The organism is Aquiflexum balticum DSM 16537, from assembly GCF_900176595.1.
Lineage (GTDB): Bacteria > Bacteroidota > Bacteroidia > Cytophagales > Cyclobacteriaceae > Aquiflexum > Aquiflexum balticum.
Map to the genome: position 1 here is coordinate 2731840 of NZ_LT838813.1, position 13622 is coordinate 2745461.

Annotated in this window: 9 protein-coding genes; 4 read left to right on the plus strand and 5 right to left on the minus strand. The window is 37.5% G+C overall.

Annotated features, from left to right (window positions below):
- Nucleotides 1-27: 27 nt before the first annotated feature.
- On the plus strand, nucleotides 28-984 hold the full coding sequence (locus B9A52_RS11660; RefSeq protein ID WP_084120630.1) for a glycosyltransferase: 957 nt from the start codon (nucleotides 28-30) through the stop codon (nucleotides 982-984).
- Here the strand turns inward: B9A52_RS11660 and B9A52_RS11665 are convergent.
- From B9A52_RS11665 to B9A52_RS11685, 5 genes are read right to left on the minus strand one after another with little or no spacing between them, the layout of a single operon-like run.
- Complete coding sequence (locus B9A52_RS11665) at nucleotides 981-2252, minus strand: M16 family metallopeptidase (RefSeq protein ID WP_084120631.1); 1272 nt, start codon at nucleotides 2250-2252, stop codon at nucleotides 981-983. The genes B9A52_RS11660 and B9A52_RS11665 overlap by 4 nt on opposite strands.
- A complete protein-coding gene (porV, locus tag B9A52_RS11670) occupies nucleotides 2249-3466 on the minus strand; it encodes a type IX secretion system outer membrane channel protein PorV (RefSeq protein ID WP_084120632.1) in 1218 nt (405 codons plus the stop codon). Before porV ends, B9A52_RS11665 begins: the two co-directional genes overlap by 4 nt.
- On the minus strand, nucleotides 3463-6732 hold the full coding sequence (porU, locus tag B9A52_RS11675) for a type IX secretion system sortase PorU (RefSeq protein ID WP_084120633.1): 3270 nt from the start codon (nucleotides 6730-6732) through the stop codon (nucleotides 3463-3465). The genes porV and porU overlap by 4 nt, the downstream gene beginning before the upstream one ends.
- Nucleotides 6719-7414, minus strand: coding sequence for a CDP-diacylglycerol--serine O-phosphatidyltransferase (pssA, locus tag B9A52_RS11680; RefSeq protein WP_084120634.1), 696 nt, complete (start codon nucleotides 7412-7414; stop codon nucleotides 6719-6721). Before pssA ends, porU begins: the two co-directional genes overlap by 14 nt.
- Nucleotides 7411-8067, minus strand: a complete 657-nt coding sequence (locus B9A52_RS11685; protein WP_084123485.1) for an MBL fold metallo-hydrolase — start codon at nucleotides 8065-8067, stop codon at nucleotides 7411-7413. The genes pssA and B9A52_RS11685 overlap by 4 nt, the downstream gene beginning before the upstream one ends.
- A 55-nt stretch (nucleotides 8068-8122) precedes the next feature.
- On the opposite strand from B9A52_RS11685, the gene B9A52_RS11690 reads away from it, so the two are divergent.
- The 3 genes from B9A52_RS11690 to B9A52_RS11700 are packed head-to-tail and all read left to right on the plus strand — an operon-like array spanning nucleotide 8123 to nucleotide 13518.
- Nucleotides 8123-9172: an NAD(P)/FAD-dependent oxidoreductase gene (locus tag B9A52_RS11690; protein WP_084120635.1), complete on the plus strand. Its 1050-nt coding sequence runs from the start codon at nucleotides 8123-8125 to the stop codon at nucleotides 9170-9172.
- A 46-nt stretch (nucleotides 9173-9218) separates the two neighbouring features.
- Nucleotides 9219-12611, plus strand: coding sequence for a biopolymer transporter Tol (locus tag B9A52_RS11695; protein WP_084120636.1), 3393 nt, complete (start codon nucleotides 9219-9221; stop codon nucleotides 12609-12611).
- Between the two features lie 28 nt (nucleotides 12612-12639).
- Nucleotides 12640-13518: a YicC/YloC family endoribonuclease gene (locus B9A52_RS11700; RefSeq protein ID WP_084120637.1), complete on the plus strand. Its 879-nt coding sequence runs from the start codon at nucleotides 12640-12642 to the stop codon at nucleotides 13516-13518.
- Nucleotides 13519-13622 lie beyond the last annotated feature (104 nt).

Sequence of the window (13622 nt, forward strand, 5' to 3'; positions counted from 1 at the left end):
GCTAAGATAAATAAATCATTTTTCATTATGGTCACAAATCCTTTGGTAACCATTATCCTTACCTCGTATAATCAGGACTTGTTTGTGAAGGATGCCTTGGAAAGTGTTCGTGTCCAGGATTATACAAATATCGAACTAATTGTGGTGGATAATGGAAGTTTGGACAATTCACCTGCTGTAATCAAATACTGGTTTGAAAAAAATATAATTAATTTCCCGTATACCTGTATTTTTCGGGAAAAACCACTTCCTTATTGTAAGTCTTTCAATTCAGCATTTTCAAGTGCAAGGGGCAAATACCTTATTGACCTTTCGGGAGATGATATGCTTTCGAGAGACCATATTTCTTTATCAGTGGCAAAGCTTCAGGATTATTTAGGTTCAGCATGTTGCTTTTCTGATGTTCTGCTAGTTGAAAAAAGTGGTAGAAAGCGGACCTTTTATAAGAGAAGCCCATCTGGGAAATTGAAACAAAAAGTGAGAATGGGGGACATATACAAAGATATTGTGAAAAAGTATGTTCTGCCTTCCGCATCCTTGGTATTCGATGCTGATATATTCCGGAAAGAGGGTGGGTACGATGAAGAGCTTGTTTATGAAGATTTTGATATTATGGTTCGCTTGGCAAGGGAATACCAATTTGTTTTTACCAATCATATTGGTGTTAAGAAAAGAATACACCCTAAATCCTTTTCAGCTTCCCAATACAAAGCCAAAAACTCCGAAATGTTGCCTTCTACTTTGAAAGTTTGTCAAAAAATCCATAAAATGAACAGATCTTCCAAAGAAAAACGGGCCTTGTTATTTCGGGTGATGCATGAAGCCAAACATGCCCTTTGGTCTGCAAATTTTGATGTGGCAAAAGGATTTATTGATTTGGCGGAAGAATTGAATCCCAAAGCAGCAAAATTAAATTGGTATAAGAAATGGCTAAAATATAGGTGGGATTTTTCAGGGCTTTATCTATTCTTAAAAAAGAATTAGCCTACAATTACCTCGACCATATTTTCTCTATGGAAATATTTGTTTCCGATTCTAATGATGTCCTCCGGGCTAAAATTTAGAATATAGTCAAGTTGGTTTTGAAAAAAACCAAAATCAAGTCCGGATTGATGGATTGATTTGAACCTGCTGATAAGCTCAAAACCGGAACTGAATTGGGTAAGTAATTTGCCTACCATATAGTTCCGGACAGTATCCAGTTCATTTTGCGAAATGGGGACAGTTTGAAGTAAAAATATCTCCTTATAAATCTCCTCAATGACTTCATCAGCATTTTCTTTGATCACATCTGCCATGACTACCCAATAATCCGAGGATTTTAAACTTCCCAAACTACTGCTAATTCCATAAGTATGTCCCTTTTCCTCTCTGATGTTTTTGATAAGACGGCTGCCAAAATATCCGCCAAGAATGGTGTTAAAAACCAACAGTGGAATATAATCGGGGTGGGTTTTTGGAATCATGTGACAACCTATCCGGATACTGCTTTGGACAGACTTTTCTTTTTCTTCTGAGAACCTAAAATTTGAACCATTGACAAAGTTCTGATTGGATTGAATTCTATTATGAACAGGTAATGTTTCAAAAAAACCTGTGATACGCTCAAATTCCTTTGAATCTATATTTCCTGTCAGAAATAATTCAGGATTAGTCCATAGGTTACTTTCATAAAAGCCCATCAGGTCATTTTTTTCAAATTTATTGACATCACTTTCATCCGCTATTTGTCCAAAAGGGTGATTTTCGCCAAAAAGAGACTTTCTGAAAAGCTGTGAAGCCCGATGCCCGTTTTGTTCTTTCTGGATAGAAATATTGAGGGCTTTTTGTTTCTTCCTTTTTGCCAATTCTTTTTCCGGAAAAGTTGCCTCTGTCAGCAATTCTCTAAAAATGGGCAATACACTGGAAAAATGTTTTTTGGTTGTAAGCAAAGATATTCCGAGATATTCAAAACCTATATGGGGTTCAACTTCAGAAGCGAAGGTATCAAAGATATCGTCCAACTCATTGCCGCTTTTGGAATTTGTGCCTTCCAATAGCATCTGTAGGGTAAAGGAAGGAACCAATAGTTTTTCAAAAGGTATTGAAAAGGGGTCTGACCCAGAACTGATTTCAATCTTTATAGCATCTATTTCAGGTGTTGGAATGAAAAAAACAGGGACTCCGTTTGAGAGAGTCCTGGATTCTGGTTTTGGGAAATTAATTTCGCTGGGTATCCGAAATTCCGGTGCTTTGGATCTGTCTAAGATCATTTGCTGGGGAAAGTATAAGCCAATGAAAGCCTTAATGTCTCCCCTAAAGGATGGTTTTGAACCTGAGGAACCAAGTAAGAAAAATCAAATCCAAGTTGTTTGTATTTGATTCCTACACCCATGGTGAAATATCTTCTGCCGCCTTTATTGGGATTTTCATAAAAGTATCCGGTCCTTAAAGCAAATACCTGATTATAAATATACTCCGCACCGAATGAGATCATGATTTCCTGCATTTCTTCGGAAAAGCCATCAGGCGCATCTACAAATGATGTAAACATGGCGTTGATCAAAGGTCTATCCGGATCCCTACCTCTTTCAATTATAAAATCCCCGGTGTTTGGGTCAGTAACCAATTGTCCATTTTCATCAGTTTGCAGAATAGGCGGAGATGGTACCATCAATTTGTTGAGGTCCAATGTGAAAGTCAAAGAATTGTATTCATTGAGATTCATGAGGTAGGCGGTTCCTATTCTGAAATTAGTCGGAATAAAATCCAAATCATCAGCACTGTTGTAAGTGATTTTGGGTCCTATATTGGTAATCGTCATACCCCAGGACCATACTCCTATCCTGTCTCCCGTCAAAACCTCTGTGTTGTAATAAATACCTACATCTGTGCCTATACTGACACCTGGCCGGCTTTCTGTACCGCTTGCTGAAGATAAATTTCCAGAAAGGTTGGAATGTATGAATCTTCCTGAAATCCCAAGACTGAATTTGTCAGATAACTTCCTTGAATATGTTCCGCCAATAGCGATATCTCTTGGGGTAAATTCTCCCAATTCATTGCCTCTGCCATCTGTCAGTTGAATATCACCCATGTTAAAATACCTGAGGTCAAAACCCCAAGCAGAAACATTGTCTATTTTTCTATAGAATGTCAGGTAACTTAATGACATGTCATTGACTAATCTCCCCAACCAAGGTGAATAGGAAAGAGAAACGCCCATATCGTCTTCGATGAAAGCCAATTTACCGGCATTCCAATGTGCTGAAAAAACATCAGGACTTGTAGCTACACCTGCATCGCCCATGCCGGAATGACGGCTATCAGGCGCAAAATTTAAGAAAGGTACGGCAGTGGTAATTACCCTTCTGTTAGGATCCTGACCTGAAACTATGGATGAGTTTTGGGCCATTAATTGAAAAGACATAAGGAATATCCCTGCAAAAATGGATAGATTAAACGTCGATTTTATCTGTTTTCTCATTTAATAATAATTTTACCGCTCTTTGAATCAGAGGAACCGTCTTTTTCAGATGTGAGCACTAATTTGTAAATATAAGTTCCTTTTACGGGATAATATGTCTTTGAACGGAAAAAAATCCATTCAAAATCGTCCAGTAAAAAATCAGCTTCTACATAACGTTTTGTAGATTTGAATATTGTACTTCCCAGAATAGAATAAACCTCAATTTCCATGATTAAGTTTTCAGTAACTCTATTATGGGTAACCTGAAATTTACTTTGAACGGTTGTAGGATTAGGATAGGTGGTATGTGAAAGGATTTTAAGTTGTAAGCTCCCTTTTATTTCTATAGATTCAGAAACCTCCGAACGATTGCCCAAATTATCCCATGCAATCAGGGTAATATTGTTGGTACCTTCACGTAGGTTTTTGATTATTGTATTGATTATTCCTTTTTGGAACCCATTTTCAATAGCTATATAATTTTGGTTCAGTACTATTGGATTTTGGTCATTGACCAGGAGAATAATGTCCTGACCTATATTTTGCGATGAGATGTTCATGCCACTTTCATCTTCCAGCAAAATTCTCAAAGGCAGGGTAGGAGAAGGGAACTTACTGGGTGCTGCTACCAATTCATCGCTATATAGCATTTGGATCTTTGGTCCTTCCACATCAGAATTTTGGAATAAAGAACTGCCTCCAATTGGGATTCTGACCGCACCCATTGCCTCTTCTGTTCCGTTATCGATTTGCCCGAATATTCTTATGGTACCTGTCCCTAAGCTGTAATCTATATTTTTTGGAATAAAAATATCGGAGACAAAAGAGCCTTCCTGTATATTTCCCACCCCTTTAAAAAGGAGATTCTGTTCTTCCAAAAATTCAAAAGGCTCACTTTCATCACCTAGGGATTTCACTTTTTTCGGTTTATCGGTGATTTGCACCTCAAAATTCCCTGTGGAATTCCCTATTACTGCACCTGTTAAGGGGTCTTTGACCTTTCCAAGGAGCTGGATTTGTTGCATAGCCTTGAGGGTATCAGTTTCCATTTCAAGTTGCAAATCAATTAAGCTTTCTGCTTTAGTTTCCAATTCGGGTACAGCAAGTTTCATTGAAGGATCCCCTAACAGTGAAAAATTTCGGTTAAATGGACCGTTGAGGCTATTGTTTTTTGTGATTTTGAAAATCGTACCCAAATCCATCAATTCCCCGTTTGGTTTCTGAAAAACGGTTTCGATAAACGCCTTGTTCAGAGCGAAATTTATACTACTGAATACGGGTCGTCCTGTGGTAAGCATTCCTATCGCCCCCTTTCTCTGTGCGAAAAGCAACTCCTCAGCTGCTGATCTGATGAGTGGGCTGTCATGTCTTCCAAATTCACATGTTGCAGTTACAAATAAAGGCAGCAATGGATTTTCAGGCCAATCATTTAAATCTGAAACAGAAAATACCCTTTCGGCTGTCAGAGTGGTTTCATTTCCGTGTCCGATATAATTCATAAACAATACCCCGTCTTTTATCGCATTCAGCATCGCCTCTTTAGCAACCGGAGAGCTTTGGGATGAGCCCGTTCGGACCTGTTCATATCTGTCGAGATACAATTTTTTGATCAAAAATTCAGGATGGTTTTCGGACAAAAATGCTGCATGGGCTTCTGCATCCCTCAAATGGATATTGTTATCCCCATCATCTGCAAAAAATGCAAGGTTTCTTTTCCAGTCGCCCGAGTTATTAATTCCTGTCTCATAAGAAATGATTTTATTGACCATTTCTTCTGATTCAACCAGATTTATGGCCGGAATTCTTCCTACCCCAATCATCAACTGCTCGTCTCCTGCATTGGATTCTACCCATTCTCCTTGGCCCCAATCAAGAAATCCAAGGTAATCATCCGAGCTGTAGGTTGTAAGAGGATTGAGGCTGTTTCTTGAACTGTAAATTGGAATCAGGTTTGGTCTTCCCCCCAATTTTCCTTTATAATCATAGGTTCCTTTCCCAAACATCAGGACATTTTTCAACCTGTGGTCCTTTTGATAATGGAAAGCAAGAAAATTTCTTATTGCAGTAATATCCGTGGTTCCATAACCGAAATGGTCATAAATATCCTTTAAACTGACGACCTGATTTGAAATGCCCAGGTTTGTTTTGTGGGCAGAGAGTCTTTCAGCCTGAGACCTCAACAGGTCATTGGTAATGATGATCAGTTCAGGTGATGAGTCAAACTTTCTTATTGAATTACCCAAAATCCTGAAATCGGAAATCGTTGGTACTTCCTCTGGTGAGAAAACCGCTATTTTTTCACCTGATTTTAAAGTGGCTTGACCCTCAATTTCAAAAACCTGAAATGGATCCGATACATTCCAAACGGTATTCTCAGGTGAAAAGGCATTGACCTGTTGCTCCTCTAATTGAAAATAGATTCCTTTTTTCAAGGCCAGAGAATTGAAAGGAACAGAAATTATAGCATAATCCAAATATCCAGTGGCATTGATATCAGCACTTTGAAAAAGCAAACTGAAATTGGCATTACCCGTAATGTTCAAAGATTTGGTGAAAATTTCTTCTCTGCCTTTGATGCCGTAGGTTGTATTTGGTATTGAAGCAATACTCAATTGATCAATTTCCTGTGAATTTACATTGATCCTAAAAGTGGCAGCGCTCAGTGCCTGAGACATCAACTTTAGCGTCAGATTTATAGGGTTTAGACTTTCACTTGGGATTTGCTGGACAAACTGTAATCTCTCACCGGTAAATATTGGCTTGGAATACCAATTTCTTCCCGAACCAAGTAAATTTGTTTCTTCCCATTTTTGGGCAAAAACCTGAAAAAGTAATCCGTTTTCTAATGGTTGTTCGATAGCTTCTGACTGATTGATTCCAATCTTATGGTCATTAAATTTTTCCCCAATAAGGTAAAACAACGTATCGGAGTAAATATGGTGGTGATATTCCGGCTTATTGTTTTGGATTTGGATCTGATGTGGGCCCTCCAAATAAAAAAACAGCTCTTTTTCTTTGATCTGCGTAGGGATTGACTGTAAATTGGTTTGTGTGCTATCCAGCTTTTGAGGAAGCATGCCGGGGAAACCAAAAACAGACACTTCATTTATTCCTGAAAATCCCAGACTGATAAGTTGACTTTCATTTATTTTGTAAACGCCTGATTCGGTTATTGGGAATTTGTAAAAAGTTCCGTTATCCTGAGCAATTGACGGAAGGATTACAGATGTCAATGCCAGGAAGTAGGTTATGATAATTTTATATTTGATATTACTGATCAGCATTTTTTGTAATCCATGCCTCTATTACCGAGAGTGCAATATATAAAATTATCGCAAAAGGGATTCCGGCTATTCCTAAGAGAATGAGTGAGATGAGGGTTAAAGCGATCACAAAGTACCGGAAAATATTTTTGAAAAAATAAAAATCTTTAAACTTTAATGCAATCAATGGCAGTTCAGCAACTAAAAGGTATGACATTACCAAAGAAATGGAGATAAGAACATAAGGATTCTGGAGTAGATTTTCAAAAAAAGGGGATTTTTCAGATAGAAAAGGGAGGGCACTGATCAATAGGGCATTGGCAGGAGTGGGGACTCCGATAAATCTATCCGACTGCCTTTCATCAATATTGAATTTAGCCAATCTAAGTGCTGAAAATACGCCAATGACAAAAACCACATAGGGTAAATACCAAATATCTGTGTTGGCTTCCACCATTTTGAAAAGGATAAAAGCAGGCAGTATCCCAAAAGTCACCAAGTCGGCCAATGAATCAAGTTGCTTACCGATTTCACTGTGTACTTTGAGCAATCGGGCGACAAATCCATCTAAAAAATCAAATATGGCAGCCGCAAATATGAAATAGGCTCCAAATTTAATCTGCCCGTTTAAAACAAAAACAATACCCAGCATCCCGCAAATTAAATTTGCGCTTGTCAAGGAATTCGGTATATGCTTTTTCATTGAAAGGTTGATCTTTTTCCTACAAATGGATTGTATTCTTTTTCGGTGCCGATAGTGGTTTCGGGTCCATGACCCGGATAGACTTTTGTGTCATCAGGCAGAGTGAAAAGTTCTGATTTGATAGAACGGAGAAGAGTTTGGTGATTTCCTCCAGGAAGATCAGTCCTCCCAATGCTCCCCTGAAACAAGGTGTCACCTGCAATGCAAATGCCTGATTGTTCATAGTAAAAAACCAAATGTCCCGGTGAATGTCCAGGTACAAAGCGTATCTCAAGATCAGTATTGCCGATTTTCAATTTTTGGTTTTGGTCAATAAATTTATCAGGTTCAGTGTCCTGATAACCTGCAAATCCATAATTTGGAGCATATGCACTTACTGATTTCAATACGGGAATCTCATTCCTGTGAATCCATAGATCAACACCATACTTTGCTTTGACAAAAGCATTCCCGAGCACGTGATCGATATGGCAATGGGTATTGATCAAATGGGTTACATTTAATCCTTCTCTTTCAATAAAATCAGACAGTTCTGTTTTTTCCTGGTTTTCATAACAGCCCGGATCAAAAATTGCCGCATCCTTTGTTTCATCATATAAAATGTAAGTGTTTTCTAAAAATGGATTGAATGTGAAGACTTTAAGTCGGAGCATATTTAATTCTTTTAAATGGGACTCAAAATAACGAATAAAGAAATTATTTTTGGGCATGGAAGTAGATTTTTTACTAATTGGTCAGGGATTAGCCGGAACGGCATTGTCATTTCGATTACTGGAAGCGGGAAAAAAAGTCTTGGTCATTGATCAGCCTTCTGCCAATCAAAGCAGTAGAGTGGCAGCAGGACTATATAATCCGATTACCGGGAAAAAAATGGTTAAATCATGGCTTGCGGATAGTATATTCCCAGAGATAGAACCTTTTTACTCCCAGTTGGAAACTGCTCTGAACAGTAAATTTCTTTACCCATTGAAAATTTACCGGCCGTTTCTAAATATTGAGGAACAGAATGAGTGGATGGGCAAAAGCGGTGAACCTGGTTTTATGCCTTACTTTGATCAGGTTTTCACCAAACAACATCACATAGAGGTAGTAAATCCTTTTGGAGGAATTATGCTTAAAAATTCCGGATATGTAGATCTGAATAAGCTTTTGGATGAGTATTCGGTTTTTCTTAAAAATAAGGGAGCTCTTATTGAGGAGGAATTTGAGGAGGAGTATTTGACAATAAAAAAAGAGAAGATTGGTTACAAAGACATTACAGCTTCAGCTGTAATTTACTGTAACGGCTTGGGTGCTATGAAAAGCAGATTTTTCCAACACCTTCCATTTACACCGGTAAAAGGGGAGATTTTGGATTTGACTCAGGATTTTTATCCTGATGAAATTATCAATCGTGGCGTTTTCAGGATTACTTTACCCAATGGTCTTCACCGGGTAGGGTCTACCTACACCAGGCATGATATGGATCAAGGGCCCACAGCAAGTGCAAAAAACGAAATTTTGGAAAAACTCGACAAATTAATCAACGTCCCTGTGCGTGAAATTAAAAACCATCGCTACGGAATTAGACCTGCTACCAAAGACAGAAAACCTTTTCTTGGAAAACATCATGAATACAGAAGCGTTAGTATTTTTAATGGTTTTGGAGCTAAAGGCGTTTCCTTGGTTCCATATTTCAGCAAAATGATGATTGAAATGCTGATCCAAGGTGAAGAAATTGAAAAAGATGTAAACATTAATAGATGGTCAAAAACATAATTCAATTTTTTAAGTATATTTAAAACCAAAGTGAGATATCAAGTAAATGAAAAATAAGATTATTTTCTTAGGCTTATCTGTCCTCTTTTTAACCTTGCCTTTGTTTTCTTTGGCGCAGTTTAGCGCTGAAAGATTCGGTAAGAACAGGTTACAACATAAAAATATTGAATGGTATTTTTATAGCTCCAATAATTTTGAGATCTATTACAATGGAGGTGGGGCTGCCAATGCAAGAATGGCAATAGATTTTTTGGAATCAGAGTTTGATAGGTTGACCCAAATGATCGGTTATGTAGCCTACACCAAGCCAAAAATTTTTATTTATAATTCTCAGCAGGAGATTCTGGAAAGTAATTTAGATCTGAATAAAGATAATTTCACGACCGATGGACAAACTTTTTTCAGTAGGTTGATCGGAGAAGTAGCTTTTTCAGGTTCCTGGGAGGATTTCAAAAAAGAATTGATTTATACTACTTCAAAGGTCATCATAGAAGAGATGCTTTATGGTTCTACCATTGCGGATGCTTTTCAATCAAATATCATCAACAGTTTTCCTGAATGGTATATTGAAGGTGCGGCGATGTACCTTGCTTATGGATGGAGTATGGAAATGGATGATTTTGCCAGACATTATTTTAAGGAAAACAAAACCATTAAACTCCATAAATTAAAAAACAGGGAAGCCGGGTTGGTCGGTCAGTCGGTCTGGAACTTTATTGTGGAAAGGTATGGAAGAAGATATATTTCAAGTATCCTCAATCTCAGTAGGATCAACAGAAATGAAGAAAACAGCATTGCCAATACTATTGGACTGAACTATAAATCTTTCCAAGAGCAGTGGAGGCAATTTTATATCAATACGAATGAACAGGTTTTTAATACTTTTAAGGATATTAATGCTACCAATGAAATAGCATCTACTTCGACATCTTACCTGGGAAAAATCAATGATATCAAATTTAGCCCTGATGCAAAGAATCTGGCTTATGTCGTCAATAGTGGAGGTAGATTCAAAGTTCAGGTCAGGGAATTGGCAACCGGCAGGGAAAGGACGATATTCTCAGGAGGAGCAGTTTCATCTGATCAACCAGCAAATTTATCTTCTCCCATTATTGCTTGGAGAGATACTTTGAATCTGGCGATTGCCACATATAAGCGGGGGATAACTACACTGAGAAGCAGGGCGATTGATGGGTCTGCTCAGGATAAAATATTTTTGAGAAATATTACGCAGATTTTAAGTCTTGATTTTAATTCGACAGGTAAAAACATGATTTTATCAGCGATATCCAACGGAAAATCAGACATCTATTCATTGAATGTAAGAGGGGTAGGGAAAAGAATTACCAATGATGTTTTTGATAATTTATTTCCGGTCTTTTTAAATGATTCTACAGTTATTTTTTCATCCAATAAAACTGAATTACCGGATTCACTGCTTACAAAAACCCCTGATGTGAAAAATTTGCCTGATTATTTCAATTTGTACCAAATTGATCTTGCTGATTCCATTAACATTAAAAAGCTGACAAACCTCAATAATAAGAATATCAGACCCAGTGTCCTGAACAGTAATAATATATTGTTTTTGAGTGATCAGAGTGGAATTATGAACCTTATGCGTTTGACAGTTTCCAATAGTATTGTCAGTCAGATGTCAGCGTTCAATAAAAGTCTTGAAGCATTTGATTATTCTTCGAGGAGTAATAGAGTAGCTTATTCTTACAGGGATGGGAATAAGAGTAAATTGGTATTGGAGACCTTTTCCAATGTAGACCAATTTACTCCCAGTACCCCAAGAATCCAGCTTTCTCAGGCAAAATTATTATCTGAAAGAATTTCAAGTAGAAGAACAGAAAATCAGGCAGTTAAAACAGAACCACAGTCGGAAATAGTAAGAAGACCCGTTCAAACGCAGGCAAAGAGAGATACGACTTTGAATTTTAGGTTGGAAGATTTATTGCTCGGGACACCTCCGGCACAGGTTCCACCCCCAAATCAATCAATAACTTCCTCTCAAGATACTATTCCTCCCCCCAAAAGTCTTACAGGGAGTATTAACACTGAAAGGCTGAGGTTTGAAAGGAAAGGAGGAATAGATACTGATAATTATACTTTCGATACCATTCCAAGGTCTATTGTTCCTGAATCAAGACCTACCCAAGCAAGGGAAAGTGGCAGAAGCAATCTTTTGGAGAATTTTAGAAAACAGAGTTTGCAAAGGCGTGTAACCGGTCCTCAAAGAATGTCCCCGCAATTCATTACCAATAGTCTGAATACAGATTTTGTGATTGATCCGCTCAGGGGTTTTGGAATTGGACTTTCAGGCAAAATCACAGACATTTTAGATGATCATAATTTTAAAGGTGGAATAATGGTTCCGCTTGATTTACGTTCTGGAAGTGATGTGTTTTTTGAGTATGAATATCTAAAACAAAGAATTGACTTTAGGCTTAGGTACGACAGAATGGCACTTCAGATTCCACCTAATGATGAGGTTTTGCGTAGACGGTATGTATTGAACAAAGTTGAATTTGGCTTCTCTTATCCTTTCAGTGTACATTCCAGAGTGACAATTTCACCACTAATAGCCAAAACACAATATTTCAATGTAAATCCTGATTCAATCATAAGAGGCCAGATTCCTGAACAAAACAGGCTAGATGTCAATTATGTGGGTGGAAGGTTTGAATATGTCTTTGACAATACCCGCACCATAGGTTTATACATGGAAAAAGGATTCAAAGCAAAAGCAGGAGTGATCCACTACCAGGGTTTGAATTTGGGAGAAAGATCATTTACAAACCTTTACATGGATTTAAGGAACTACCTAAGCATTCACAAGAATATAATTCTGGCTTCCAGAGTTTTCATGGGTTCTTTTATTGGCAACAATCCACAGAACTATATAGTGGGCGGGATGGACAATTGGCTCTTCAATCAGTTTTATGTTCCGCCGACAAATCGCCCTGAAGAATCCCCAGTCAGAAATCCGGATGGTGTAGAAAATTCAAATATTCTTTTTGCAGAATTTGTTGATCTCCGAGGATATCTTTTGGATGAGATTAGAGGTAGAAATGTGATGACCTTTTCCACAGAGTTACGTATTCCGTTGTTTTCTTATCTTTCCAGAGGTAATATCACCTCAAACTTCGTGAAGAATTTTCAATTGGTTGCCTTCTATGATATAGGTTCTGCCTGGGATACATCTGCTCCTTGGGAAAGAATCAATGACCAAAATACGGAAGTAATCAGTACCCCCGGGTCTCCGTTTAGGATCACCATCAATAACTTCAACAATCCATGGCTACAAAGTTTTGGTGGAGGTTTAAGAACTGTCTTGCTGAACAATTATGTTAAGTTTGACGTCGCAAAACCTATCCGAAATTATCAAGGAGACGAATTGAAATTTTATGTTACCTTAGGTCATAATTTCTAATTCTTGCTAATTCGATATCCTAACTTATATGATTAAATCAATGACAGGCTTTGGCCTGGCCACTTTTGAGGATGATAATTTAAACTTAGTCGTTGAAGTTAAAACCCTGAACTCAAAATTTTTGGATCTTTCCATAAGAGCCCCAAAACAATTTTCGGACAAAGAACTTGATATCAGGAATATTGTCAGCAGTATTTTGGATAGGGGCAAAGTAAATCTGAGTATTGAATATAGCAGTAAGAAAGTTCAGGAGTTACCCGTAGGGATCAATGAAGATTTATTTCTTGATTATTTCAAAAAATATCAATCTTTAATGAACAGGGCGGGTACTGAAAGTGGAGATATTTTTAAACTCGCCCTCCAATCTCCAAATGTTATCACCAATCTAAGTGAAAAAAACTCGGATGTTGAAGAATGGGAGGTTTTAAAAGAAACCATTATAAAAGCGTTAAAAAAATGTGATTCGTTCAGAAAAGATGAGGGGATTGTCCTAGAAGGAAAATTTCTTGATAATCTATCAGTGATTGTGTCAGGTCTAGAGGAGATAAAAAAGGTGGATCCAGTTCGCAAAAACAGAATTAGGGACAGGATTAGAAACAATTTCAATGATTGGTTGGAAGAAAACAGTTTTGATAAAAATAGATTTGAACAGGAATTGATCTACTATTTCGAAAAAATTGATATCACAGAGGAGATAGTCCGACTGGAGACTCACCTTGATTATTTCAAAAAAAATCTTTTGGAAGATAATAATCAAGGCAAGAAGTTGGGTTTTATTAGTCAGGAAATCGGTCGTGAGATCAATACCATAGGTTCTAAGGCTAACGATGCACAGATTCAAAAGCATGTGGTCATCATGAAAGACGAGCTGGAAAAAATCAAAGAACAGTCGTTGAATATTTTGTAGCGGATTGGTTTTTTGGAATGTGACCTGAATAGATGAATGGTTCTTGGATTTGAGGGATTTCTTTTTCTAGGATTTCATAATCAATATTTCGATAATTATTGGAG

What these genes read in the sequence shown, in the direction of transcription:
- B9A52_RS11690 (WP_084120635.1), top strand. Translation starts at nt 8,123, where the DNA reads ATGGAAGTAGATTTTTTACTAATTGGTCAGGGATTAGCCGGAACGGCA.
- porU (WP_084120633.1), bottom strand. Translation starts at nt 6,732, where the DNA reads ATGCTGATCAGTAATATCAAATATAAAATTATCATAACCTACTTCCTG.
- B9A52_RS11685 (WP_084123485.1), bottom strand. Translation starts at nt 8,067, where the DNA reads ATGCTCCGACTTAAAGTCTTCACATTCAATCCATTTTTAGAAAACACT.
- pssA (WP_084120634.1), bottom strand. Translation starts at nt 7,414, where the DNA reads ATGAAAAAGCATATACCGAATTCCTTGACAAGCGCAAATTTAATTTGC.
- B9A52_RS11665 (WP_084120631.1), bottom strand. Translation starts at nt 2,252, where the DNA reads ATGATCTTAGACAGATCCAAAGCACCGGAATTTCGGATACCCAGCGAA.
- B9A52_RS11700 (WP_084120637.1), top strand. Translation starts at nt 12,640, where the DNA reads ATGATTAAATCAATGACAGGCTTTGGCCTGGCCACTTTTGAGGATGAT.
- porV (WP_084120632.1), bottom strand. Translation starts at nt 3,466, where the DNA reads ATGAGAAAACAGATAAAATCGACGTTTAATCTATCCATTTTTGCAGGG.
- B9A52_RS11695 (WP_084120636.1), top strand. Translation starts at nt 9,219, where the DNA reads ATGAAAAATAAGATTATTTTCTTAGGCTTATCTGTCCTCTTTTTAACC.
- B9A52_RS11660 (WP_084120630.1), top strand. Translation starts at nt 28, where the DNA reads ATGGTCACAAATCCTTTGGTAACCATTATCCTTACCTCGTATAATCAG.